This window comes from Wenzhouxiangella psychrophila (genome assembly GCF_042310375.1).
In the GTDB taxonomy this organism is placed as follows: domain Bacteria; phylum Pseudomonadota; class Gammaproteobacteria; order Xanthomonadales; family Wenzhouxiangellaceae; genus Wenzhouxiangella.
Genome location: NZ_JBHJMQ010000004.1, coordinates 257473 through 282800 on the forward strand (window position 1 = coordinate 257473; position 25328 = coordinate 282800).

Consider the following 25328-nt stretch of genomic DNA (forward strand, 5'->3'; position numbering starts at 1 on the left):
GGTGTCAATCACGACATGGATATTCACCGAGACTCCCCTTCATTTAGCCGTCTCTGCCATTGAGCTGAACTTCGATCATGACCCGCTTCGGGTTCGAATTCATGCCATCGAGCGTAGACTTCGGCCAGAGACTGGACCACGACTTTCGTATTGTCATCCTCGGCACCAAGCGCGTCGACGAAGATCTGATGTGATTCCAGCAGGACCGCCACCGCTTGGTCATAAAGCTCGAGTGCCGCCAATTCCCTGCCGTGTCGGTTCATGAAGACACCCAGATACCAGTGGCCCTCATCCAGTGACCGCCTGCCTCTGTCCACCGCCTCGGCCGCAAGCGCCTCGGCATCCTCGTAACGATCCAACTCGTGCAACAAGGCAGCAAGATTACTCATGGCGATCAGGCTCATGGGGTGGGAATCACCACGTACCTTCCGGGAAATGGACAACGCCTCTCGATAATGTCTCTCGGATTCTTCCAGGCGACCAGTAGTGTTCATCAGGTAGCCCATGTTGTTGGCTGAGATCAAGGTTTGCGGATGCTCACGCCCGAGTACCTGCCGGCGCCGCTCGAGCGCTTCGAGATAATAGGGCTCAGCCTCGTCGAATCGTTCCTCTTCGGCCAGGAAGACACCCAGATTGTTGATCGATCGCAGCGTATCGGGATGGTCGTCTCCCAGCGCCTGCCGGCGCTTACCAAGAGCCTCGCGATAGAGCGGCAAGGCCTCATCGGGCCGATCCAGCCTGCCGAGTAAACCAGCCATGTTGGATACCGAAATCAGCGTATCCGGGTGATCCTCACCGAGCACGGCTCGTCGCCCCTGCAATGCCTCGCGGAAATAGGGTTCGGCTTCGATATATCGCCCCATCGCCTCCAGTGCGGTACCTGCATTGGCCAGCGCTGTCAGCGTCGCTGGATGCTGCGGTCCGTGCAGCGCTTCGAAGCCCGTCATGGCCTCGCGATAGTATGCGAGAGAAGCCTCGCGCTTGCCCTCAGCGGCCAACTGCCGGCCCATTCGATTGACCGAATCGAGTGTGTCGGGATGCTCGTTGCCCAACCACTCACGCCTGATGGCCAGTGCCTCTCCCTGCGGGAAAGCAGCTTGCCGATTCAGCCCAAGAGCTCGCATCGTAACCGCCACCGATTGCATCAATCGGGCACGAACGAGCGGTTGTCCCCCAAATTGTTCTTCCATCGCATCGAGCGCATTGTCGAAGATATTCTCTCGAAGCGTGTCGCGCGCCAGATCGGTGAAGTTGACCTGGGCGAGAATGTCCTGCGCATCCGTAACCCGGCGGCGCAACGCCTCGCCAGCGAGACCGCTTCGCTCCAGCGATACCCTGTGCCGATCAACAATGGACTCGCGCAAGCTGGACCCCATGTGCAGAGCGTCAATCGAAGAGAGTTGTTCGGCCTGGAACTCCACCACCTGCTCCAGTTCACCAGCCAGTTGCGTGCTTTCCGCTTCGGCCTGCAGGGCGCGCTCGGTCTGTGCCTCGGCACGATCGCGCTCGAGGGTCGCCCGATGAGCCTGCCAGACGGCACCGGCCAGCGCCAGACACAGTGTGATCGACACCGCGCCGGCAATGCCGACAGCGAACCGATGCCGCTGCATAAAGCGCGTGGCGAGGTACATCCGCGCAGGTGCACGCGCATTGACGGGGAAACGCGCCCGATAACGCTGAAGATCTTCGACCAGGGCAGAAACGGAGCCGTATCGATCCCGAGGCTCGTCGGCAGTGGCCTGGTCGATAACTGCCGCCAAATCCTCGCGGCGGGGAATGGCGTCGGGCAGCCGGCTCCCATCATCCCCACCGGGGCGCCGTTCCAGCAGCGTGTCCGTCAGCAGCCAGTAAAGCATCGCACCCAGCGACCAGACATCCGATTGTGTCGAGACAGGCTCACCGGCCAGCAATTCCGGCGCTGCGAATGCCGGCGTCAGCGCCCTGAGCGGCGCGTCTTCGCCATCACGTTCTTCAAGGAGCTGGGCGACGCCGAAATCGACCAGCCGAACCGAACCTTCATCATTGACGCGGACATTGCTGGGTTTGAGGTCGCTGTGCACGACCCGGCACTGATGTGCATGTGCGGCAGCGGTCGCCATCTGCTCGAACAAATCCAGACGCGTCGCCAGATTCGGCGTTTCATCGCGAAGAAACTCGTCGAGATCGCGCCCGGAAATCCACTCCATGACCAGATAGGCATGACCGTCCTCGGTCGTGCCGCCATCGATCAGGCGCGCAATATTGCGGTGACTGAGCCGGGCCAGCAACTGCCGTTCGATGGTGAGACGCTGATTCAGGCCCTCCCGGCGAATCCGGATGAGCTTGACCGCGGCCTCCATCTCGAAAGCGCCATCGGCCCGAAGCGCCCTGTATACCGTACCCATACCGCCGCTGCCAACGGCTTCCTCGATTCGCCACGGACCCAGACAAGTGCCCCTTGAAAGCTTCACTTCGTCACGGACCAGAACCTCCTGCCTGGCGGCCTGCCCGACGCGCTCGAACATGGTGTCAAGGAAATTAGTCGGCTCCGTGCTGGCTGCCAACAATTCGACCAGCCACCGGTGAACCCGTGGCGCCCGCATGGCAATGGAGGAAAGCTCGTGCGCACGCTGGAGCTCATCGCACTCGAGTAACCGGTCCAGGAGTCGATCAAGAAGCCGGCGGCGGGCCAAAGTCAGACGTGACCATTCGGAATCGATTGGCACCCGCATGGCCCTCCGAATTAAAGGAGGAAACTCGTCCCCCTTGTGAACATCATTCCCCGATATCGAGCAAGTATAGGCGCCCGATTGCCTGATTTCCAGCCAGGCCGGCATCCCGCCATCGGCTTCGCCGTGTCTCGCTTGCGGCGGTCTTCGCGTAGTACCCAATACAGGCACCTAATTTCCCAAGCTCCTCGCACCCATTCCTTCTTTGGAGGTTTCATGCATTTGCCACGTTTGATTTCACTTTCGTATCCGTTTGCCGTCATGGCAGTTCTTGCCGGTTACTCGGGCATGGCGCTGGCGCAGTCGGCCACCATCGAGGGCACGATCACCGAAAGTGCCGGCGGCACGCCGATCGGCGGTGCGACCGTGGCCATCTCTTCTCCAGGCGGCGTGCAGCATGATCTACTGGCCACGGGCACGACCAACGCGTCGGGCCAGTATTCGATCAGCATCCCCGTGGCGACCGGTGAAACACGGCCCGTGACCGTAGAAGCCGCCGGCCCGGAACATGCACCGGCTCGCTACGGCTATTCACTTACCCTGCGGTGCTTCTTCGGCTGCGGCTGGGGTGGAGAGATCGACGTCGATGAGGGCACCACAGTGAGCGAGATCGATATCGCACTGGACGCGGGTGGCCGTATTTCCGGCATGATCACGGACGCCGCAACCGGCGATCCGCTAGCCGACGCCACGGCCACACTCGTTGCATTTGATGCACAGAACAATTCAGTGGCGGACTATTCACCCGATTTTGGCGGCATCGCACAACCGGACGGCAGCTACACCAGCGGCCTGGCCGTTGCAGCTGACACCTACTACCTGCGAGGCGGCCACGGTGACAATGGCGCCAACTACGTCAGCCAAGCCTGGGGCGGCTTCCCCTGCGAACTGGCCGAGTGCCCGATCGTCAATTCGGATCCCGTCACGGTCACGGCCGGCGCCGTCGCTGCCGGCTTCGACTTTGCACTCCAACCCGGTGCCACCCTGAGCGGCGAATTGCTCCCCGAGGATATCGACAAGATGGTCTATCTTTTCAACGGGGCGGGCCGACTGCTGGAGGTCAAACTATTCGCCTGGGAAGATCCCCCGGGCAGCGAGTGGTCATTCGAAGGCCTGGCCGGCGGCAGCTACTACATCCAACTCGGGCCGTATTTCGCCTCCAGCAACCACATTCGTGTCCTGCACAACGGGCTTCTGTGTCCCTGGTCCGGTTGCGAACGAGCGCGCGGAACGCCGCTGAGCCTCCCGGCCGGCTCCAGCCTCTCCCTTTCGCCGTTTACCCTTGACGAAGGCGGCCAGATCGAGGGCACAATCGTCAATGGCGCAACCGGCCTGCCGCCCGCCGGAGTGCCGGCCGATGCGCGACTGGGCCAGTACGACATTGTCGATGCCGACGGTGCGGTGGCTGGCGGCGGGGCCATCCGGGAGGTCGACGGCAGCATCGTCATGCAGACGTCCACGGCGGTTCCCGCCGGTGACTACTTCGTTCGCACCCACAACCACTTCCAGTCCGATGGAATCGGTTATGTGTCCATGGGGTCCGGTCAAGCCATCGAAGGCTACATGGACGCGATCTTTCCGGATGTGGCCTGCACGGGAGTCGATTGTGACCTTGCGGCGGCCGAACCGGTCTCGGTCACCGTCGGCAGCGTGACCAGTATCGAGATCCAGATCGAGATCGGCAGCAGCATCAGCGGCCGGGTGGTCGATGAAGCTACGGGTTCCCCGATGGAACGAACCATTGTCCGCGTACTGGATGCCGCGGGCAATACCGTAGCCCGAGCGCTGACTGATATCGACGGCGACTACCTGCTGGGCGCCTTTCCCGCCGGGGACTACTACGTCCGGACCAGCATGAGCGGCCATGTGGGCCCCGGGCATGTCGGTGTCCAGCACGACTACTTCGATACAATGCACGGCGCTTCCGAGCATTGCTCCGAGTCGTTGTGCAACCCGGCCAACGGCACGTCCGTGTCGCTCGACGGCAGCGCCGATGTTGATCTGGGCGACTTCGAGGTTTCCGTCGGGCCCGTCATCTCGGGATTAATCATCAACGTGGAAACCGGTTTCCCCATAACCCGCGGTCAGGTCGAGGTCTATACCGACATCGGCAAGTTCGTGGGCAGCTACAAGCTCGATAGTGTCCAGGCCCGCTACCAGACCACGGCCCTGCCCCCCGGCGACTACAAACTGGTCCCCCGGGTGTCGCCAGTCTTCAGCGATGTCTCGACCGGCGGCACCTCGACCACGCTGCGAGGTCAGACCCCGACGAGAGACGGCATCACGGTGACCATGGGAGAGGAGAGCGTGGAGGCCAACTTGCAAGTCATCGACCAGGCTATCGACCGACTATTCAATGACGCATTCTCTGGAGCAGAGTAATCAAGCATTTCACCGACACCATAGCCTGAGCCTGTTGCTGATCGTACGCTCGATCGAAGGCGCCCTGGGTGCGCAGCGGCAGCAACATGCGTGAAAGTTCAGCCCGGCTTGTATTTCGCCAATTCCAACCGGGCGACCAAGGCGCGATGCACCTCATCGGGCCCGTCGGCAATGCGCAGCGCGCGCGCACCTGTCCATGCGGCCGCCAGCGGAAGCTCATCGCTCATTCCGGCACCGCCGTGGAGTTGCATGGCCATATCGATGACCCGCTGTGCCATTGAAGGCACCGCGACCTTGATCTGGCTGACCTCACTCATCGAGCGCGCGATGCCCCGTTGATCCAGGCTCCAGGCGGCCTTGAGCACCAACAGGCGGGCCTGCTCGATGGCAATCCGGGCATCGGCGATGCGCTCGGCGTTACCGCCCAGCTTGGCCAGCGGCCGGCCGAAGGCCTCACGAGACACGGCCCGCTTGCAGGCCAGTTCCAGGGCATGCTCGGAAAGTCCGATCAGGCGCATGCAGTGATGAATACGGCCCGGCCCGAGCCGGCCCTGGGCAATCTCGAAACCCTTGCCGGGCCCCGCAATAATGGCCGACTTCGGCAGGCGCACGTCGGTGAAACTGACCTCGCCATGGCCCAACGGCGCATCGTGAAACCCCATGGCGTTGAGCATGCGCTCGATTCGGACGCCCGGCGTATCGAGCGGAACCAGCACCATGGAATGCCGATAGTGGCGCTCCGCTTCGGGATCGGTCAGCCCCATGAAGATCACCACCCGGCAATTGGGGTGACCCAACCCGGTCGACCACCACTTGCGGCCGTTGAGCACCACATCATCGCCCTCGACGACGGCGGTCGCTTCCATATTGGTGGCATCCGAGGAGGCCACCTCCGGCTCGGTCATGCAAAAAGCCGAGCGAATCTCGCCGGCCAGAAGCGGCTTCAGCCACTGCTCTTTCTGCTCGTCGGAGCCGTAGTGGTAGAGCACCTCCATATTGCCGGTATCGGGTGCATTGCAGTTGAAGATCTCCGGGGCGATCAGCGAACGCCCCATGCACTCGGCCAGCGGCGCGTAGTCGAGATTGGAAAGCCCCTGCCCCATCTTTTCGTCCGGCAGAAACAGGTTCCACAGTCCCTGCTCTTTCGCCTTCGCTTTCAATTCCTCGATGACCGGCAGCACCTGCCAGGGATTGTCGAGCGCGGCCATCTGCCGATGAAAATCCGCCTCGACCGGCTCGACTTCGTCGCGCATGAAGCGATCAAGACGGCGGCCAATATCCCTTGCCTTGTCGGATACCGTGAAATCCATCGAAATGCCCTGTGCAGCAGAACCAGCCCACAATCCTACCCGATCCCCCGTACAACGCGGCTTTTCCGGTCCGTTATTCCGCCACTACGAACCGATTCTTTCGCCGTGTCCGGATTCTCCGAAGGCCAATGCGCCAACCGGCAGGCAGTGTCGATCAGCACGGGCACTTGCTCGGCGGCCGGGCGTCTAAGACGCGGAATCAGGGTTTCGGGTATCTCGTCATCGGCGAGGAATACACCCCATCCTGCCGCCTGAGTTCGGCACGCACGCTCTCGTCCGTCCGGATGATTCTGAATCGGGTCTCGAATGGCTCGGAAAGCCAAATGATATTGTTGAGGATACCTGCGGCGGCATGAGGCGGAGCCGGATAGGGGATACCGTCTCCGCCGATTTCGATCGGGTATAGGCTCATACTCTGGAAGCCGTCCCCAATTGCCACTTGGGCAACAACACTCCTGTGGGCCGAACGCGGCATTTGATAGTCGGTACTGAACAGGAAATTGCCGAGGCTTGGAAGCCCGATTCCATGCTCATGCTCGAATACCCCCTGGGGCATGTGTGGGCCGTGGCCGATAACGATGTCCGCACCGGCCTCCAGCACATCCCGAACCAGTCCAATGTGAAGCTCGTGAGCGCGCTGGGTCCAGCTTTCGGCCAGGTGCAGGTGCAATGAAACGATGACGCTGTGACCGCTCTCTGCCAAGCTGGCAATCCGCTGTTCACCGCTGCACGTCTCGAAACATGCCGCACCGGCAGAATCGCCAGAGGCGCACATCTCATTGCCTGGCCAGGCAAGGTATGCAAGGAAAGCAAGTTTCCGCCCTCCCTGTTCCAAAACCAGTGGCCGACAGGCTAATTCGATTGAAGCGCCTGCACCCACCGCATGGATCCCGCTGGCGTCGAATTCACGCAAGGTGTCGCCGATGCCACGCTCACCGCAATCGAGTACGTGGTTGTTGGCCAGCGTCGCCACGGCCACCGGAGCAAGCCGCAGATGATCGGCGATCGGCGTAGATGTGTGGAAGGTCGACTGGTCGGGACGGGCCGGGCAATCGCCGGGCTCCGGCAACTCCGACAGGATTACGCCCTCGTAGTTGAACACGAACACATCGGATTCATTGAGCAACGGCCGGACTGCTTCCAGCGGGTCGGCTGGAGCGCCGGCCTCGTCGAGAACCCGGTAACCGCTGGTGTCACCGACGGCGGCGATGAGCACCGGGTCATCTGCGGAAGAGTGTAGAAACCAGAGAGCAGCAACGAGCACCAGCGCCCCGAGGATGACTCCAACACCAATGCCGCGAGATAGCATGGCCCGGTCGACTGCTTGTGCTACCCGGCCGTGCGCTCCGCCCGCTTGCGCTCGTGTTCCTTCAGGTGACGCTTTCGCAGGCGGATGTGCTCGGGCGTGACCTCGACGAGTTCGTCGTCATTGATGAATTCCATCGCCTGCTCGAGCGTCATGCGCACGTGCGGGGTCAGCTGCACGGCGTCGTCCTTGCCGGCGGCGCGGACGTTGGTGAGCTTCTTGCCCTTCATGGGATTGACGACCAGGTCGTTCTCACGTGCATGCAGGCCGATGATCTGGCCTTCGTAAACATCTTCCCCGGGGCCGACGAACAACTTGCCGCGATCCTGCAGATTGAAGAGTGCGAAGGCCACGGTCGTGCCGTTTTCCATGCTGATCATGGTGCCGTTCTGGCGCTCGGCCACGCGCTCGGTGGCCGGACCCCAGTGGTCGAAGACGCGGAAAAACAGGCCGGTACCCGAAGTCATCGTTCGGTAGGCGCTCTGGAAGCCGATCAGGCCGCGCGCCGGCGCCATGTAGTCGAGACGGACCCGTCCTCTTCCGTCGGGCTGCATGTTCTCCAGCTGACCCTTGCGTTCACCCATGGCCTGCATGACCGCACCCTGGTAGGCCTCCTCCATGTCGAGCACGACCTGCTCCCAGGGTTCCTGGATATCGCCGTTTTCGGCTTCGCGCTTGCGCACGCGCGGTCGCGACACGGCCAGTTCGTAGCCCTCGCGGCGCATGGTCTCGATCAGCACGGCCAGGTGCAGTTCGCCGCGGCCGGCAACGTCGAACTGCTCGGGATCACTGGTATCGGCGACCTGGAGCGCCACGTTGTGGGTTGCCTCCTGGTGCAGACGGGCCCGGAGCTGACGGCTCGTCAGGTACTTGCCCTCGCGTCCGGCGAAGGGCGAGCTGTTGACCTGGAAGGTCATGTGGATGGTCGGCTCGTCGACGGTCAGAGCCGGCATGGCCTCGACATTGGCCGGATCGCAGAGCGTGTCGGAAATCGCGATGTGGTCGACGCCGGAGACGGCGATGATGTCGCCCGCGGAAGCCTCCTCGACCTCCTCGCGCTTGAGGCCCTTGAAGCCCAGCACCTGGAGTACACGCCCCGAGCGCTTCTTGCCCTCGCGGTCGATAACGGTCACTGCCTGGTTGGGGCGAACCCGGCCTCGCTTGATGCGACCGACGCCGATCAGGCCGACGTAGGACGAGTACGACAGGCTCGAGATCTGCATCTGGAACGGCCCTTCCGGATCGACCGCGGGCGCCGGAACGTGTTCGATCAGCGTTTTGTACAGGGGTGTGAGGTCGCCCTCGGTGACGTCGGATTCCAGCGAGGCGTAGCCGTTGAGCGCCGAGGCGTAGACGATCGGGAAATCGAGCTGCTCGTCGGTCGCGCCCAGCTTGTCGAACAGATCAAAGGTCTGGTTGATCACCCAGTCGGGTCGTGCCCCGGGGCGGTCGACCTTGTTGACCACCACAATCGGCCGGAACCCCATGTCGAACGCCTTCTGGGTCACGAATCGCGTCTGCGGCATCGGCCCGTCGACGGCATCGACCAGCAGCAGCACGGAATCGACCATGGACAGCACCCGCTCGACCTCGCCACCGAAATCGGCGTGACCCGGAGTGTCGACGATGTTGATACGCCAGCCCTGCCAGTCGATGGCGGTATTCTTCGAGAGGATCGTGATGCCGCGCTCGCGCTCCTGGTCCTCGGAATCCATCATCCGCTCTTCGAGGCGCTCGTGCGCGGCAAATTCGCCGGACTGGCGCAGCAGCTGGTCAACCAGCGTGGTCTTGCCGTGGTCGACGTGGGCGATGATGGCGATGTTACGCAGCTTCATTGGGCGGGCCGTAGTTGGAAAAGTTAGCCGACCATTATAACGCTGATCGCGTCCTCGACGCTCTTTTACCGCCTGCGATGTGCTGACCCCGTCGACCGGCACGGTTCGGCAATGGGCGCCTGTTGAATTCACTCAGTCGAATCTGCGTTAATCTGCGCAATCTGATGCCGCAACGCATAAGGCTAAGATAGGAGAATGAGCCCCGAACTCGAACCGTTCATCCGCCTGGCCGTCGCCCTGGCCATCGGTCTGCTGGTTGGTATCGAGCGCGGCTGGCAGCGGCGTGAAACCGAGGAAGGCCAGCGGGTTGCCGGTCTGCGCACCTACAGCCTGATCGGGCTGCTCGGGGGCGTGGTCGGCATCATGAGCCAGGACGGCGGCTATCTCCTGATCGGGCTGGTTTTCATCGGCCTGGCCGTCGCCTCGGCCACTGCCTATCTGGTCACGACCCGGGCCGGGCACGATTTTGGCATCACCAGCGAAACGGCGGCCCTGGCCACCTACCTGCTGGCCGTCCTGGCCGGTGTGGGCGAGATCGCCCTGGCCTCTGCGGCGGCCATCGTCATGGCCCTGCTGCTCGGGTACAAGGAGAGCCTGCACGGCCTGCTGGACGTACTGCGGCGGCAGGAGCTGACCGCCGGACTGAAGCTGTTGCTCATTTCCGTCGTGCTGCTCCCCATGCTCCCCAACCAGGGCTACGGCCCGTGGGACGCCCTGAACCCCTACGTGATCTGGCTGATGGTGGTGCTGATCGCCGCCATCTCGTTCTTCGGCTACATCGCGATCCGCGTGTTCGGCCCAAGCCGCGGCATCGTTTTCGGCGGATTGTTCGGCGGCATGGCCTCTTCGACGGCCACCACCCTGGCCTTTTCGCGCATCGGCGCTCGCGAGTCGGCACTGGCGTCCGTGCTCGCAGCAGGTATTCTGCTGGCCTGCGGGGCCATGATCGGGCGCATGATGCTGCTGGCCACACTCATCCACGCCCCGCTTTTCTCGACGCTCTGGTTGCCGGCCTCGATACTGCTCGGGTGTACCCTGGCGCCCGTGCCCTTCCTGCTCGCCCACAGCAAACCGGACCACCCCACGGAAGGCGAGCAGACGCTGTTGAGAAACCCCATGGAACTGAAATCCGCCCTGCTGTTCGGCGCCCTCCTGGCCATCATCATGCTGCTGGGGAAGGCGTTGTCAGAGTGGGCCGGCGATGCCGGGCTATGGGTGCTGGCTGCGGCATCCGGGTTGGCCGACGTCGACGCCATCACGCTGTCTCTGGCGCAGATGAGCGAGCGGGAAATCGGCCTGCAGGTAGCGACCGTGGGCATTGTTATCGCCGCCGGCGCGAACTCTCTGCTGAAGGGCGGCATGGCTCTGAGCATCGGAGGGCGCGCGCTCGGCTTGCGCGTCCTCCTACCCCTGGCGACGGGCTCGCTCCTTGCAATTCTTGCGGCGGGCATCCTGTACCTGACCGGGAGCAGCGCATGAGCAAACGAAACCAGTCCCTGACCATCGACAACATCACCGTCGAGCCCGGCGAGCGTCGCAGTATCGATCTGGAAGTCGGCCGGCTCTACACGCATTCGCCCACGACCATGCCCGTGCAGGTCGTCTGCGGCCGCAAGGCCGGGCCGGTACTGTTCGTCTCGGCCGCTATTCACGGCGATGAACTCAACGGCGTCGAAATCATTCGCCGGCTGATGAAGGTACCGGCACTGAAGCGCCTGCGGGGCACACTGATTGCGGTGCCTATCGTCAACCTGCACGGCTTCATCAATCTGTCGCGCTATTTTCCCGACCGGCGCGACCTCAATCGCAGTTTCCCGGGTTCTGAAAAGGGCTCACTGGCCGGACGGGTTGCCAACCTGTTCATGACCGAGATTGTCAGCCAGACTACTCACGGCATCGACCTGCACACCGGCGCGATCAATCGCGGCAACCTGCCGCAAATCCGGGCCAACCTGGACGACGAGGAAACGCTGCGCCTGGCGCAGGCCTTCGGTACCCCGGTGATCCTCAATTCGGCCCTTCGTGACGGCTCGCTCCGCATGGCGGGCATGGACCACGACATCCCCATTCTGGTCTACGAAGCCGGCGAAGCCCTGCGTTTCGACGAGGTTGCCATTCGGGGCGGCGTCGAAGGCGTGCTGCGGGTCATGCGGGAACTCGGGATGTTACCGAGAACGCGCAAGAAGCCGCCACCGACGCCAGTTGTCGCGCGCTCGAGCAGTTGGGTACGCGCGCCACAGAGCGGTCTCTTCCGCGCCTGGGTGAGACTGGGAGACCGGGTGGTCAAGGACGAAACCGTCCTCGGCGCGGTTTCGGATCCTTTCGGCGAGGAAGAGCAGGAAATCGTCGCGCCGTTCAGCGGCATCGTGATCGGCCGCCTCAACCTGCCGCTGGTGAACGAAGGTGACGCCATCTGCCATATCGCCCGCTTTTACAGAACCGACATCGCCCACGAGCGCGTCGGCGACTACACCGAGACACTCGAGGCCGACGATTTCCCCTACGGAGAGCAGACCTGAAAACGAAATTTTTGACGCGAAAAGGGCCGGACTTTCGTAGTAGGGTATAGAGATAAATGAACACGCGCGGAGCCAATACGATGAAACAGCTTGCGATGATCCTGATTCTGGCCGCTCTGGCTGCACCAGCAGTCGCACAGGATTGCGATACTGGCTACTGCATTAGCAAGTGGACCATTGCTTCCGGCGGCACGATGGAAAGCTGCAGCGGCAATGACTGCAATGACAGCCCCGAATGGAAACTGAAAGGCACCATCGGCCAGTGGGAGGCCACCGAGCCGCGGGAACTCAGCGGCGGTCAGTGGAAACTCACCGGCGGCTTCTGGGCCGATACCCTGCAGGAACTGAGCGACTTTCTGTTCCGGGATCGATTCGAGGAAGAATCCTCCTGAATCCGGGGCTGTGGGCGGCGCAGACACTTTCGCCGCCCGGATCATCCCCCCTTCCGACGCTTTGACGGATCCCACGGGCGGATTACGCCCTCCTGGGCGGTCGAGGCCACCAACTCGCCCGACTGGCTGAAGAACTGGCCGCGCGTAAAGCCGCGCCCGCCGTGGCTGGTCGGGCTGTCGCAGGCGTACAGAAGCCACTCGTCGACACGGAAAGCACGATGGAACCACAGCGCGTGGTCGATGCTGGCCATCTGCACCGGCCGGGTACTGAAGTCCAGGTCGTGCGGCAGCGTGGCCGTGCCCAGCAGTTCGTAGTCCGACACGTAGGTCAGCAGGTTGCGGTGCAGCTCCGGATCGTCCGGCAATGGATCCCAGGCGCGCATCCAGACGTGCTTGCGCGGCGGCCGCGGCTGCGGGTCGATGAACTTGGGCGGCTCAACCGGGCGGAACTCCAGCGGTGGCCGGTGCGCCAGCAGCCGGCGCATTTTCTCGGGCACCTTGTCGATGATCGAGTCGTGGATATCGATACTTTTTGAAAGCCCTTCCGGACCGGCCACTTCGGGCATATCGACCTGGTGATCGAAGCCCTCCTCGTCGGCGTGAAACGAGGCGGCCAGGTTGAGAATCGGCCGTCCGTGCTGAACCGCCACGACGCGACGATTGGAATAGCTGCCGCCGTCGCGCGAACGCTCGACCTGGTAGACCACCGGCTGATTGAAATCGCCCGGCCGCAGGAAATAAGCGTGCAACGAATGCGGCGAGCGGCCCTCGACAGTGCAGTGTGCCGCCGACAGCGCCTGGCCCAGGATCTGCCCGCCGAAGACTTGCGGCGCGCCGATGTCGCGGCTTTCACCGCGGAACAGGTTGTCCTCGAGCCGCTCGAGGTCGAGCAGGCCGATGACTTCCGAGAGCGCTTCGTTCATGGGCCTGTCAGTCCTCCCAGCCCCACGGCGCCGGCGGCGGCTCGACGGGCTCGCTCAGGTCGAAGTCGATCCGGAACACCCGGGGCGTACCCAGGCGCCAGAGGCCATAGGTGAAGGTCTCGCCGGGATGAACGCGCATGACCCAGACGTTGGAAAATGCTTCTTCGATGGTCTGGCGCGTCGCCTCGTCGGCCGGAAAATACTGTTCAGTGGCTCGGCCGGCATTGGTCGCGCTGCCCCCGTACATCGTCACCTCGTCTTCCGACCCGTCTTCATGGCGATGATCGTGCTTGAGTTCGATGCGATCACCCTTTCGGGTCAGCACCCAGGTGCGCGAGCGATCCTCGCCGACCATGAAGGGAATCCGGATAACCTCGTCACTGCACTCGCGTACATGCATGACCAGGCGCTGCCCCACAAAACCATCCTCGCCCTCCGGCGATTCGACCAGGCGGCCTTCGAATGCCTGACCGCACAGATCCTCGAGGCTGGACCAGTATTCGTCGACGGGACCGGCCTGGACGAGAAGCGGCAGGAGCGCGCCGGCCAGGATCAAAAAGCGTTTCTTCATGATGGTTTCCATTGGGCATGATCAGCAAGCACTATAGCAATGCCGGGCTTCGATGTGCGGCACCGCGAGCCGCTCGCTTGCCCGGTGCTGCGCAGTTCGCTATATATATTGATCATGCGTTATCGCTTTGGCAGCTTCGTTCTCGATTCCCTGACCGGAACGGTGGTCGGTCCGGACGGGCCGGTGACCCTGCGTCGGCAGACCTTCCGCCTGCTTGAAGTACTGCTCGAGCACGCGCCCGAACTGCTCGACCGCGACACCCTGCTCGACGAGGCCTGGGGCCGTACGGCACTCTCGCCCAATGTGCTGCCGCAGGCCGTCAGCGAGCTGCGCCAGGCGCTGGGCGACAACGCGAAAGAACCGCGCTACATCGAAACACTCCATCGCCGGGGCTACCGCCTCGCCTGCACGGTGCAACGCGTCGACGATTGCGAAGCCGACATCGCTGCCAGGCCGGTTCCGGAGCCCGGTAACGATGCGATCACAGTGGACGGGCACATCTTCCCTGCGCAGGACGGACCGGCCCGCTCGACCAAGATTGCGCTGGGGTTGAGCGTTGTCGCCCTGATCGGCCTGTCGTTGATGTGGTGGCATCAGTCCACCCAACGCGACTGGCTCCACGGCACCGTGGTACCCGAGATACGGGAACTCCTGAAAACCGACCTGGCGGCGGCCTGGATGCTGGCTCGTGAAGCCCGCGCCCATGCCCCGAACGATATCCAGCTCGACCAGTTATGGCGCGATATCAGCCTGCCGGTCTCGCTCACCAGCGTACCCGAGGGCGCAACCATCAGCGTGCGCGGCTACGGAGCATCCAGCAGCGACTGGATCGAGCTCGGCACGACGCCGCTCGAGGACGTCTATCTGCCGCTGGCCCAGATGCGATATCGCATCAGTCTTCCGGGGCATCGGACCATCGAGGTCGCGCCCAGCGTGCTTCCTGCCGCTGAGCCCTTCCACCTGCACCGGATCGACGAAGCGCCCGAGGACATGGTGCATGTTCCTGCCGGGCAGCTGACTTACCGGGACCAGCGCGTATCCCTGCCGTCCTTCTGGATCGACCGGCACGAGGTCACCAATCGCGCCTACCGCGAGTTCATCGAAGCCGGCGGCTACCGGGATCAGGACCTTTGGACGGAGCTGATGGAAGCCGGCGAACACCAATCACCTTTCGTGCAGCAGGTTGCGGATTTCGTCGATAGCACGGGCATGCCGGGCCCGGCCACCTGGGCCATGGGCACCTGGCCTGACGGCAAGGCCAATCACCCGGTCGAGGGCGTGAGCTGGTTCGAGGCCATGGCCTACGCCCGCTGGGCCGGCAAGCAACTGCCCACGATCTTTCACTGGCGGCGTGCGGCCGGGCTGGGTACCGCACAGATCTCCAACTTTTCCGACATCCTGCTCTCGAGCAACTTCAATGGCAGGGGCACGGTGGCCAGCGGCGAGCTCGACGGCCTCGGCCCCTATGGCACGCTCGACATGGCGGGCAACGTGGCCGAATGGTGCCTGAATCCCGCGGAATCGCTGCGGCACCTGGCCGGCGGGTCGTGGATGGAGCAGGGCTACCGCTTTCGCGACCCCGAAGCCCGTGATCCCTATGCGCGCGGCCCGGGCACCGGTTTCCGCCTGATGCGCCAGGACGAGCCGCTCGACGAGACACTGGCCACCGATGTCGACGCCAGCAGCTTCACCGTTCCCGAGCCGGTCGACGACGACACTTTCGCCATCTACGCCCGGCAGTTCGATTACGATCCGCTGCCACTCGATGCCCGAGTTGAAACCGGTGACAGTTCGCATTCGGACTGGTACCGGGAGCGCGTGAGCTTCACCACCGCCTACCCGGGAGAGCGCGTCACCGCCTGGGTTTACCTGCCCCGGAACGCTCGCCCGCCCTACCCGACCGTGGTGCATTTCCCCGGCGGGGATGCGTTGATGCTCGATTCCAGCGAAAAGGCGGGGTTGCACCACGTCGAGCCCTTCCTGCGCTCGGGCCATGCCGTTGTCTATCCGGTCTACAAGGGGACTTTCGAACGCAACGTCGGCTCGCCGTCCGGGCCGAATACCTGGCGCATGCTTCTGATCGATCAGGTGCGCGACCTGCGGCGGACCGTCGACTACCTCGAAACTCGTGATGACATCGACCTCCAACGCCTGGCCCTGCATGCCGTCAGCTACGGCGGCTACCGGGCGCCCTACGCGCTGGCCGTGGATCGGCGCTTTCGCACCGCCATACTGGTATCAGCCGGCGTCATTCCCGTCGACAACATACCGCCCGAAGTCCAGCTGCAGGACTACCTGCCGCGTGTTGACATTCCGGTGCTGCTGATCAACGGCCGCAACGACTTCAATTTCCCGCACGAAACCTCGCAGAAACCACTCTTTGACCTGCTGGGGACGGCACCGGAAGACAAACGTCACGTCATACTCGACTGGGGCCACCTGCCACCGCACTACACCGACGTCATCCGTGCCTACATCGACTGGACGGAGCGTTGGCTCAAAAGCACTTCCCGACAAGCGACGGACGGCGTTGCGTTAGAATAAGCCTCGTCCCCGAACCACTGAATTTCAGGAGCACTCCATGAAAGAACCCGTTCGCGTCGCGATTACCGGCGCCGCCGGCCAGATTGGCTATCAACTCTGCTTCCGCATCGCCGCTGGCGACATGCTGGGCCCCAATCAGCCCGTCATTCTTCAGTTGATCGAAATTCCGCCGGCCCTCGACGCGCTCAAGGGCGTGGCCATGGAACTCGAGGACGCCGCCCTGCCCCTGCTGCACGGCATCATCACCACCACCGAGCTCGACGAAGGGTTCAAGGACACCGACATCGCCCTGCTGGTCGGCGCCAAACCGCGCGGCGAAGGTATGGAGCGGGCCGACCTGCTGGCCGAGAACGGCAAGATCTTCGGGCCGCAGGGCAAGAGCCTAAATGCCGTCGCCAGCCGGGACGTCAAGGTACTGGTCGTCGGCAATCCGGCCAACACCAATGCCCTCATCGCGCAGGCCAACGCCCCCGACCTGCCGGCGGAGAATTTCACCGCCATGACGCGCCTCGACCACAATCGCGCCCTGGCGCAGCTCGCCGGCAAGACCGGCGTGCATCACACCCGCATCAAGCAGATGACCATCTGGGGCAATCACTCCGCGACCCAGTATCCCGACCTGCACCACGTCAATGTCGACGGCAAGACGGCCACGGATCTCGTGGGCAAGGACTGGTACGAAAACGATTTCATCCCCACCGTTCAGCAACGCGGCGCGGCGATCATCAAGGCCCGCGGCGCTTCCAGCGCGGCATCGGCGGCTTCGAGCGCTATCGACCATATCCGCGACTGGGTGCGGGGCAGCGACGGCGACGACTGGGTCTCGATGGCCGTTCCCGCCGACGGCAGTTACGGCATCGAGCCGGGCGTGATCTTTTCTTTCCCCTGCACGTGTGAGAATGGGGAGTGGAAGATCGTCCAGGGTCTGAAGATCAACGAGTTTTCGCAGGCGCGTCTCGACGCGACCGACAAGGAACTCCGCGAAGAACGCCAGGCCGTGGAATCACTGCTCTGAATCGACTCCAGGAGGTCGCCATGAAAGCATTCAAGCTCCTCGCCCTGCCCCTGTTGCTCCTGCCGGCGCTTTCGCTGGCAGACGGGCTCGACCGCACGAGCGCTCCCGAAGAGGCTCGGGTCTATTTCATAACGCCCGACGACGGCGAAACGGTAAGCAGCCCGGTGACGGTTCGCTTCGGCCTGGATGGCATGGGGGTGGCGCCGGCCGGCATCGACCAGGACCAGACGGGACACCATCATCTGCTGATCGATGTCGACGAGTCGAACATGCCGGCCATGGACAGACCCCTTCCGACCACCGATCACGTCGTTCACTTCGGCGGCGGTCAGACCGAGGTCAGCATCGATCTGGAACCCGGCGAGCACACGCTGCAGCTACTGCTCGGCGACCACCGTCACGTGCCGCACGACCCGGCCGTCAAGTCGGAGAAGATCACCATCACGGTCGAGTAATCCAGCTTCAGAAGATGGAAAAGAAAAAGCCCGGCACGCGCCGGGCTTTTTCATGTCCAGTCGTACTCAGGAGCTGCTCAGGCGAGGCTGCGGTGCTTGCCGACGATCCGCATCGACAGTTCCAGCGCCTGCTCGTAGTTGAGTCTCGGATCGACAGTGGTCTTGTAGGCGCGCGATAGATCATGCTCGGCAAGGTCTCGGGCGCCACCGATGCACTCGGTTACGTTCTCGCCCGTCAACTCCAGATGTACGCCGCCGAGCCTGGAACCGCAGGCGGCGTGGATGTCGAAACTCTGCTCGACTTCCGAGACGATGTTGGCGAAACGCCGGGTCTTGTAGCCGTTCTCGGTCTTCTCGGTATTGCCGTGCATCGGATCGCAAATCCAGAGGACTGGCGAGCCCGTCGAGCGCGCTGCTTCGATCAGCGGCGGCAGCTTGTCGGCGACCTGGTCGGCTCCCATGCGATGAATCAGCACCAGGCGACCGGGTTCGTTGTCCGGGTTGAGCGTCTGGATCAGGCCCTTGAGCCAATCGGCAGACATGCCCGGGCCGACCTTGATGCCCATGGGATTGCGCACGCCGCGGAACAGTTCCACGTGCGCGCCTCCGAGATCAGCCGTGCGCATGCCGATCCAAGGGAAGTGAGTGGACAGGTTGAACCAGCCCCACTGGCGTGGAACCCGCCGTGTCAGAGCCTGCTCGTAGTTCAGGTGCAACGCTTCATGGGAGGTGAAGAAGTCAACTCGTCGAAGACTTCCCGGCTGCTGGCCGGTAATGGTTTCCATGAAGCGGACCGAGTGGCCGATGCTGTCGGCGATCCGCTCGAACTCTGCCGCCAGCGGGGAATGCTCGAGCCAGCCGAGGTTCCAGTACTCGGGGTGATGCAGGTCGGCGAAGCCGCCATCGACCAGGGCGCGCACGAAATTCATGGTCATTGCCGAGCTGGCGTGGGCGCGAAGCATGCGCTCAGGGTCGGGCGTGCGCGCTGTCTCGTTGAATTCGGGTGCGTTGACCAGGTCGCCGCGGTAGCTCGGCAAGGTCACGCCGTCGCGCGTCTCGGTGTCGGCCGAACGCGGCTTGGCGTACTGACCGGCGAAGCGACCGATACGTACCACGGGCTTTTCCATGCCGTGCAGCATGACCAGCGACATCTGCAGCAGTACCTTGAGGCGGTTGGCGATGATCGTCGGCTCGCAGTCGTCGAACAACTCGGCGCAGTCACCGCCCTGCAGCACGAATCGCTTGCCCGCCTGGGCCTCGGCGATCTGCTCCTTCAGTGAAAGGATTTCCCAGGAGGTCACCAACGGCGGCATGGACGAAAGACGCCCCAGCGCGTGGTGGAACGCGATATCGTCGGGATAAGTCGCTTGCTGACCCGCTTCATGCTGCTGCCATGAATCCGGGCGCCAGCCCTTGGCGGGCGTGATTGTCCTGAACTTCTCGCTCATTGCTCCTGTGTCCTCGACCCGGGCTTGTTCACCAGCAGTGCCCACAGAGTGAACGCTGCAAGTGCAACATACCAGATCAGGGTCCACATGGGCATCGACAGACCCAGAAAATGCCAGTCCACCTCGGCGCACTCGCCGGCGCCGGTAAAGGCCTCGCGCAGAATTTCCATCATGGGAAAGTCGTACTCGAGCATGAAATACATACCCGGCCCGCAGTCCGGGACCTGGTCGGCCGGCAGGTTCTGCAGCCAGACGTGCCGCGAGGCCGTCGTAATGCCCCATCCGGCTCCGGCCAGGATCGGCACACCGTAGACCCAGCGCCCCCACGATGTCGGTCCGTGGATGGCGCCGAGCAGTGCAAAACCACCCATGATCATGAAACCCAGCCGCTGCAGGATGCACAGCGGGCACGGCTCCAGCCCGAGCTGGAACTGGGCGTAGTAGGCGTAGGCCAGCAGGCCGGCGCTGGCCGCGAAGACCAGCACAAAGGGAGTTCGTCCCCGGATTGGATTCATCATGGGATCAATTGTAGTCAATCAGCTGAAGGCACACAGATAAACCGACACCATTGTTTTCGCACGGTTCACCGAAGGGTCGGAATTCCCCCCGGCCGACTATTCCGCCCGCATCAGCAGTGACGCCACGCGCTCCTGGGCGGATTCGTCCGAGAGAATTTCGACATGCCCGGAGTCCACTCCGAACAATGACGCGGCCTGCCTCTGGACCTGCGGCGGCAGCATGCTCGCAAGCGCGGCTACGTCGTCGCCCGAGGATCCGGCCAGCCAGCCCGACTGGCGAAAACTGAACAGCAGGTGGTGCGGCGGCAGGTCTTCGGGCGGATCATCATGCCCGAAAAGTCCGTTCAGGAACTCACTGCCGGTCGCCATATCGCGCCATACCGGTACGACGACCGGCGAGTGATCGACGCCCTGGCGCGCCGAGGGGTAGCCCGACCACGGCGTGGAAACACTCACGAATGAAGCGATCTCAGCACCCGGGCCCTGCCTGGAACGCTCCAGCAGCCAGGCGCGCGCGACCAGGCCGCCCATGCTGTGCGCGACGACGTGATAACGATCGATATCCCGCCGATGCTCCAGCTCACGCATGATCCGGTCGAGGTGCCAGGCAATCTGCCCGATTCGCAGTCCGGAAGCGTAGTAAAAGTACATGGGCTGGAACCGCTCACCGTCGAGGTGCTGGATGAGGGGCTCGAGCACTCTGGGGGAACCGTTGATGCCGTGGATGAACAACACCGGCGTGCGTTCAGGATCGAGGGGTTCGTTCAGGTAGACGCCTACATGGCCCTGGCGAATGAAATCCAGCGGTCGCCACAGGCTGTCGCGAGCGCGATCGAGATCGAAGCGCGGATCACTGAGCGGAACCACGTCGCCGAACACCGTCAATTGCCCCAGGCTGGCGGCTGAATCCATTGCGCCGGCGACCAGGTTGCGACCTTCCTGAATGAAAAACGTGCGGCCTCCCTCCAGGCGGTCGCCAGATTTCAGGCTGATTGGATTCCCCCGCAGCCGGCCGCCGGCGCCGCAGGCAAGCGTACCTTCACTGTCGGCACGACTGGCCGGCTCATCGTCATCGAGCTCCAGGTCGCCGTCGGTGTCTTCGAATGCCAACAGACGATACTGCCCGGGTGCGACGGCAAAACTGAACCCGCCCGCCGGATCGGGCAAAGTGAAATCGATCGGCCTGGGGGGCGCTTCGCTTTCCGGCTCCCCCATGGCCAGCACGACCACCACGGCCTGACCGCTATCTTCGCCTTGCTGAACCCGGCCCTCGATAACGCACGCCCGATCCATCATGCGCACTTGTTCATTCAAGTCCCTCAGCATGCATCCGCTCGAGAGCAGAGCACCCACGAGAGTGATTGCAGCGAGCCAGCGGCCGCCCCATGGCGCCCGCATCATTCCGGATGTTCGCCTGTTCACGCTTGTCTTCCCCCGGCTAGTCGTCGGATTTGCGAGGCCGGCCGCGCTTGTCGCGAGCCGGCTAAAGTAGTATACAGGCGGCATAATGGGTTGAAATGGCACCCGAAGTTCACACCCGGAGATGATCGCCATGCTGCGTTCGCGTAAGCAGAGTTCCCGCAGCATCACCGAATTGATCCGCGATAATCCTTTTCTGTTCGCGGCCTTTCTTTCCGGACTATCACTGGCCGCGCTGGAATCCGACGTCGGCTCGCCGGGTTTTTTCGAGTGGATGTGGCAGGTTCTCGGGGTTGGCTTCAATCTCACGAGCGGGTGGGCGCAGCAGCTCATGCCCGGAATGACCGGCTGGCTGGGCACTGGCATGAATATCGTCCTCGGCCTGATCCCCTATCTCCTCGCCGATATCGTCTGGCGCAACCTGCGCAACCGCTGAAGCAAGGGAGCCTCTGAACAACGTCGCGCCCGAGCAGGGTTGCTCAGAGGCTCCCTGCGGGATTGCTATACTGCGCAAATCCCCAGACAGATATTAAAACGATGACCCAGCAGGATCCGTCGCCGCCGGTTGTTCGCGCCCCGCACGGCCCATCCATCAGTTGCCGTGGCTGGCACCAGGAAGCGGCCATGCGCATGCTCATGAACAATCTCGACCCGGCCGTGGCCGAGCACCCGGACAAGCTGATCGTCTACGGCGGAACGGGCCGGGCCGCCCGCAGCTGGGACTGCTACCACGCCATCATTTCGACCCTCAAGCGGCTCAAGGACGACGAAACGCTGCTGGTGCAGTCGGGCAAGCCGGTCGGAGTGATCCGCACCCACGACCAGGCCCCCAGGGTACTGATCGCCAATTCCAACCTGGTCGGGCGCTGGGCGAACTGGGACGTGTTTCGCGACCTCGAAGACCGCGGCCTGACCATGTACGGCCAGATGACGGCCGGCTCCTGGATTTACATCGGTTCCCAGGGCATCGTCCAGGGCACCTACGAGACTTTCGCCGAACTGGCCCGCCAGCACTTCGGCGGATCGATGAAGGGCAAACTCACGGTCACCGCCGGTCTCGGCGGCATGGGCGGGGCCCAGCCCCTGGCGGTGACCATGAACGAGGGTCATTGCCTGGCCGTGGAAGTCGATGAGACGCGTATCGACCGGCGCGTGGAAACCGGCTACTGCGATCGAAAGGCAACCAGCCTGGATGAGGCCTTGAAGATCATCGAACAAGCCGCGGAACCCGTTTCCATCGGCCTGCTGGGCAATATCGCCGAAGTGCTGCCCGAAATGCTCGAGCGCGGCATCATTCCCGATGCATTGACCGACCAGACCTCGGCCCACGACCTCAGGCAAGGCTACATCCCGGCCGGACTATCCCTGGACGAAGCCGAAGCCATGCGGCGGGATGATCCCAAAGGCTACGACGAGAAGGTGCTCGACTCGATGGAAATCCACGTCGAGACCATGCTGAAGATGCAGGAGCGCGGCGCCGTGACTTTCGATTACGGCAACAACCTCAGAGGCCAGGTGGCCGACCTGCGCGGCATGAGCAACGCCTTCGACTTTCCCGGCTTTGTACCGGCCTTCATCCGGCCGCTGTTCTGCCGCGGCGCCGGCCCGTTCCGCTGGGCCGCCCTGTCGGGCAATCCGGCGGATATCGCCGCGACCGACGAAGCGCTCCTCGAGCTGTTCCCGGAAAAGGCGCATCTCAGGCGCTGGATCGAGAAGGCACAGGAAAAGATCCACTTCCAGGGACTGCCAGCGCGCATCTGCTGGCTGGAATACGGCGAGCGTGCCGAGGCCGGCGAGAAGTTCAACTGGCTGGTCGAGAAAGGCAAGGTCGAGGCGCCGATCGTTATTGGCCGTGATCATCTCGACTGTGGCTCGGTGGCCTCGCCCAATCGCGAGACCGAAGCGATGAAAGACGGCTCGGACGCCATCGCCGACTGGCCCATCCTCAATGCCCTGGCGAACACTGCCTGTGGCGCTTCGTGGGTATCGTTCCACCACGGCGGCGGGGTCGGTATCGGCTATTCCCTGCACGCCGGCATGGTGTCACTGGCCGACGGCACGAAATCAGGCTACGAACGTCTCCAGCGCGTACTCACCGCCGACCCGGGCCTGGGCGTCATGCGCCATGCCGACGCCGGCTACGAGGAAGCCGTCGAGACCGCCCGCGAGCGCGGTGTCGATATCCCGATGCTGGATACCTGAGAGAGAAAACCTCATTAACCGCGAAGAGCGCAATGGGCGCGAATTCCAATGAACTCGACTGTCACCATAGAGAATCTTTTTACCGACCTGGACCGGCGACTGGATGCCTTGCGCTCCGATGACAGCGCCGTACAACGCTCACGCCAGATCGTCGAGCGAGCACTCGAAGGCGATGAGGCGATTTACGGCGTCAATACGGGATTCGGCGCCCTGGCAAGCAAGCGCATCGATGACGATCAACTCGGCAAGCTGCAGCGCAACCTGCTGCTGTCGCACGCCTGCGGTACGGGCGACCCGGTGCCGATCGAAATTACCCGGCTGATGATGCAGCTCAAGGCCCACGCGCTTGGTTTAGGAAATTCAGGCATTTCTCTGCCGATCTTCAGGCAGCTTCTCAAGTTCTGCGAACTCGACATCCTGCCCTGGATCCCCAGCCGCGGCAGCGTGGGAGCGTCGGGTGACCTGGCGCCGCTGGCGCACATGAGCCTGCCGCTGATCGGACTCGGGCAGTGCTGGAACCAGGAACGATCGGGTCCGGAACCCGCGCGCGAAACGCTCGCGCGCCACGGGGTCGAACCGGTCGAACCCGCGGCCAAGGACGGCATCGGCCTGATCAACGGCACGCAGCTGATGTCGGCCTATGGAGCATTCATTCTCAATCGCGCCGTGCACCTGATGACCGCTGCCGACGTTTTGGGCACGATGAGCCTGGAGGCGCTTCAGGGTTCCGCACGTCCTTTCGACGACCGCGTGCACAGCATTCGCCCGCATCCCGGCCAGGTAACGGTTGCAGCCAACGTTCGGCGTTTACTGACCGATTCCGAAATTCTCGAATCGCACCGCCATTGCGGCAAGGTGCAGGATCCCTACTGCCTGCGCTGCATTCCCCAGGTTCACGGCGCGAGCCGCGATGCGCTCGGCCATGCCATCGAAGTGGTCGAACGCGAGATCAACTCGGTTACCGACAACCCGCTGGTATTCGACGCCTGTCCCGGACAAGGATCCGGGAATGGCGACATCATCTCCGCCGGCAACTTCCACGGCCAGCCGCTGGCGCTGTCGCTCGACTACGCCGCCATGGCCCTGTCGGAGTTGGCCAGCATCTCCGAGCGGCGCACTTACCTGCTGCTCGAAGGCCATGACGGATTGCCCAAGCTGCTGATGAGCGACACCGGAATCAATTCGGGCTTCATGATCCCGCAGTACACCGCCGCCGCCCTTGTCAGCGAAAACAAGGTGCTTTGCCACCCAGCCAGCGTCGACTCGATCCCGACCAGCCTCGGTCAGGAAGACCATGTTTCGATGGGCTCGATCAGCGCGCTCAAATTGCTCAGCGTGTTGCACAACGTCGAACGCGTCCTGGCCGTGGAAATGCTCACCGCCGCCCAGGCGCTGGACTTCCGCAAGCCACTCAAACCCGGCCGTGGCGTACTGGCTGCCCATCAATTCGTTCGCAATCACGTCAACCATGCCGAAGAAGACTACGAAGTCGGCGCCGACATCGACACCTGCACCCGCCTGCTGCGCTCGGGCGACCTGGTGGGCTCCGTGCAGGCAGAAATTTCGGGGCTTCGATGACTTCAGCTTTTTAATTGTCCACAGATGAACACAGATAAACACAGATGGAAAAGAACACCAATACCCTTCAATGAGTGTGTGGATGCAGCCGACACCGGCGTTGCGGGGCTGTCCTGAGATTTGTGTAACTGCCCATTGATACGTACTGTAAATCAGGAGTTTATCAATGGACGCAGTAGTGGATGAGAAAAAGCTGAAGGAGC

19 protein-coding genes are annotated in these 25328 nt (G+C 63.1%); 10 read left to right on the forward strand and 9 right to left on the reverse strand.

What is annotated here, in order from left to right; genetic code table 11:
• Window positions 1-23 precede the first annotated feature (23 nt).
• Window positions 24-2705 (reverse strand): tetratricopeptide repeat protein, encoded by a 2682-nt coding sequence (locus ACDC66_RS07780; RefSeq protein WP_376696129.1) that lies wholly within the window; start codon window positions 2703-2705, stop codon window positions 24-26.
• Window positions 2706-2969: 264 nt separating this feature from the next.
• Here ACDC66_RS07780 and ACDC66_RS07785 point away from each other — a divergent pair, with 264 nt between their 5' ends.
• Entirely contained in the window at window positions 2970-5090 is a 2121-nt protein-coding gene (locus ACDC66_RS07785; protein WP_376696130.1) for a carboxypeptidase regulatory-like domain-containing protein, read from the forward strand.
• Window positions 5091-5188: 98 nt separating this feature from the next.
• On the opposite strand, the gene ACDC66_RS07790 is transcribed toward ACDC66_RS07785, so the two are convergent.
• From ACDC66_RS07790 to typA, 3 genes are all read right to left on the reverse strand, one after another.
• Window positions 5189-6400, reverse strand: a complete 1212-nt coding sequence (locus tag ACDC66_RS07790) for an acyl-CoA dehydrogenase family protein (protein WP_376696131.1) — start codon at window positions 6398-6400, stop codon at window positions 5189-5191.
• Window positions 6401-6599: 199 nt separating this feature from the next.
• Window positions 6600-7709 (reverse strand): CapA family protein, encoded by a 1110-nt coding sequence (locus tag ACDC66_RS07795; RefSeq protein WP_376696132.1) that lies wholly within the window; start codon window positions 7707-7709, stop codon window positions 6600-6602.
• A 20-nt stretch (window positions 7710-7729) separates the two neighbouring features.
• Window positions 7730-9541, reverse strand: coding sequence for a translational GTPase TypA (typA, locus tag ACDC66_RS07800; RefSeq protein ID WP_376696133.1), 1812 nt, complete (start codon window positions 9539-9541; stop codon window positions 7730-7732).
• A gap of 195 nt (window positions 9542-9736) precedes the next feature.
• Between typA and ACDC66_RS07805 the strand changes: the two genes are divergently transcribed.
• The 3 genes from ACDC66_RS07805 to ACDC66_RS07815 all read left to right on the forward strand — a co-directional run bounded on the left by ACDC66_RS07805 (window position 9737) and on the right by ACDC66_RS07815 (window position 12452).
• Entirely contained in the window at window positions 9737-11020 is a 1284-nt protein-coding gene (locus ACDC66_RS07805) for an MgtC/SapB family protein (RefSeq protein WP_376696134.1), read from the forward strand.
• A complete protein-coding gene (locus ACDC66_RS07810) occupies window positions 11017-12060 on the forward strand; it encodes a succinylglutamate desuccinylase/aspartoacylase family protein (protein ID WP_376696135.1) in 1044 nt (347 codons plus the stop codon). The genes ACDC66_RS07805 and ACDC66_RS07810 overlap by 4 nt, the downstream gene beginning before the upstream one ends.
• Before the next feature lie 80 nt (window positions 12061-12140).
• The gene (locus ACDC66_RS07815) at window positions 12141-12452 is read left to right on the forward strand and encodes a hypothetical protein (RefSeq protein ID WP_376696136.1); all 312 of its coding nucleotides are present in this window, start codon (window positions 12141-12143) and stop codon (window positions 12450-12452) included.
• Window positions 12453-12493: 41 nt separating this feature from the next.
• Here the strand turns inward: ACDC66_RS07815 and ACDC66_RS07820 are convergent, their stop codons facing one another.
• Window positions 12494-13375 (reverse strand): acyl-CoA thioesterase, encoded by an 882-nt coding sequence (locus ACDC66_RS07820; protein WP_376696137.1) that lies wholly within the window; start codon window positions 13373-13375, stop codon window positions 12494-12496.
• 7 nt (window positions 13376-13382) lie between these two features.
• Window positions 13383-13946, reverse strand: a complete 564-nt coding sequence (locus ACDC66_RS07825; protein WP_376696138.1) for a hypothetical protein — start codon at window positions 13944-13946, stop codon at window positions 13383-13385.
• 39 nt (window positions 13947-13985) lie between these two features.
• On the opposite strand from ACDC66_RS07825, the gene ACDC66_RS07830 reads away from it, so the two are divergent.
• The 3 genes from ACDC66_RS07830 to ACDC66_RS07840 are packed head-to-tail and all read left to right on the forward strand — an operon-like array spanning window position 13986 to window position 17960.
• Entirely contained in the window at window positions 13986-16490 is a 2505-nt protein-coding gene (locus ACDC66_RS07830) for an SUMF1/EgtB/PvdO family nonheme iron enzyme (RefSeq protein WP_376696139.1), read from the forward strand.
• A gap of 37 nt (window positions 16491-16527) precedes the next feature.
• Window positions 16528-17505: a malate dehydrogenase gene (locus tag ACDC66_RS07835; protein ID WP_376696140.1), complete on the forward strand. Its 978-nt coding sequence runs from the start codon at window positions 16528-16530 to the stop codon at window positions 17503-17505.
• 20 nt (window positions 17506-17525) lie between these two features.
• The gene (locus ACDC66_RS07840; protein WP_376696141.1) at window positions 17526-17960 is read left to right on the forward strand and encodes a DUF4399 domain-containing protein; all 435 of its coding nucleotides are present in this window, start codon (window positions 17526-17528) and stop codon (window positions 17958-17960) included.
• Window positions 17961-18037: 77 nt separating this feature from the next.
• Here the strand turns inward: ACDC66_RS07840 and ACDC66_RS07845 are convergent, their stop codons facing one another.
• The 3 genes from ACDC66_RS07845 to ACDC66_RS07855 all read right to left on the reverse strand — a co-directional run bounded on the left by ACDC66_RS07845 (window position 18038) and on the right by ACDC66_RS07855 (window position 21252).
• Window positions 18038-19408 (reverse strand): class II 3-deoxy-7-phosphoheptulonate synthase, encoded by a 1371-nt coding sequence (locus ACDC66_RS07845; protein WP_376696142.1) that lies wholly within the window; start codon window positions 19406-19408, stop codon window positions 18038-18040.
• Window positions 19405-19926, reverse strand: coding sequence for a disulfide bond formation protein B (locus tag ACDC66_RS07850; protein ID WP_376696143.1), 522 nt, complete (start codon window positions 19924-19926; stop codon window positions 19405-19407). The genes ACDC66_RS07845 and ACDC66_RS07850 overlap by 4 nt, the downstream gene beginning before the upstream one ends.
• A gap of 96 nt (window positions 19927-20022) precedes the next feature.
• The gene (locus tag ACDC66_RS07855) at window positions 20023-21252 is read right to left on the reverse strand and encodes an esterase/lipase family protein (RefSeq protein ID WP_376696144.1); all 1230 of its coding nucleotides are present in this window, start codon (window positions 21250-21252) and stop codon (window positions 20023-20025) included.
• 217 nt (window positions 21253-21469) lie between these two features.
• Between ACDC66_RS07855 and ACDC66_RS07860 the strand changes: the two genes are divergently transcribed.
• The 3 genes from ACDC66_RS07860 (at window position 21470) to hutH (ending at window position 25125) form a co-directional block, all read left to right on the forward strand.
• Entirely contained in the window at window positions 21470-21781 is a 312-nt protein-coding gene (locus tag ACDC66_RS07860; RefSeq protein WP_376696145.1) for a hypothetical protein, read from the forward strand.
• Between the two features lie 101 nt (window positions 21782-21882).
• Window positions 21883-23547, forward strand: a complete 1665-nt coding sequence (gene hutU, locus ACDC66_RS07865; protein ID WP_376696146.1) for a urocanate hydratase — start codon at window positions 21883-21885, stop codon at window positions 23545-23547.
• Window positions 23548-23595: 48 nt separating this feature from the next.
• On the forward strand, window positions 23596-25125 hold the full coding sequence (gene hutH / locus ACDC66_RS07870; RefSeq protein WP_376696147.1) for a histidine ammonia-lyase: 1530 nt from the start codon (window positions 23596-23598) through the stop codon (window positions 25123-25125).
• Window positions 25126-25328: the final 203 nt, after the last annotated feature.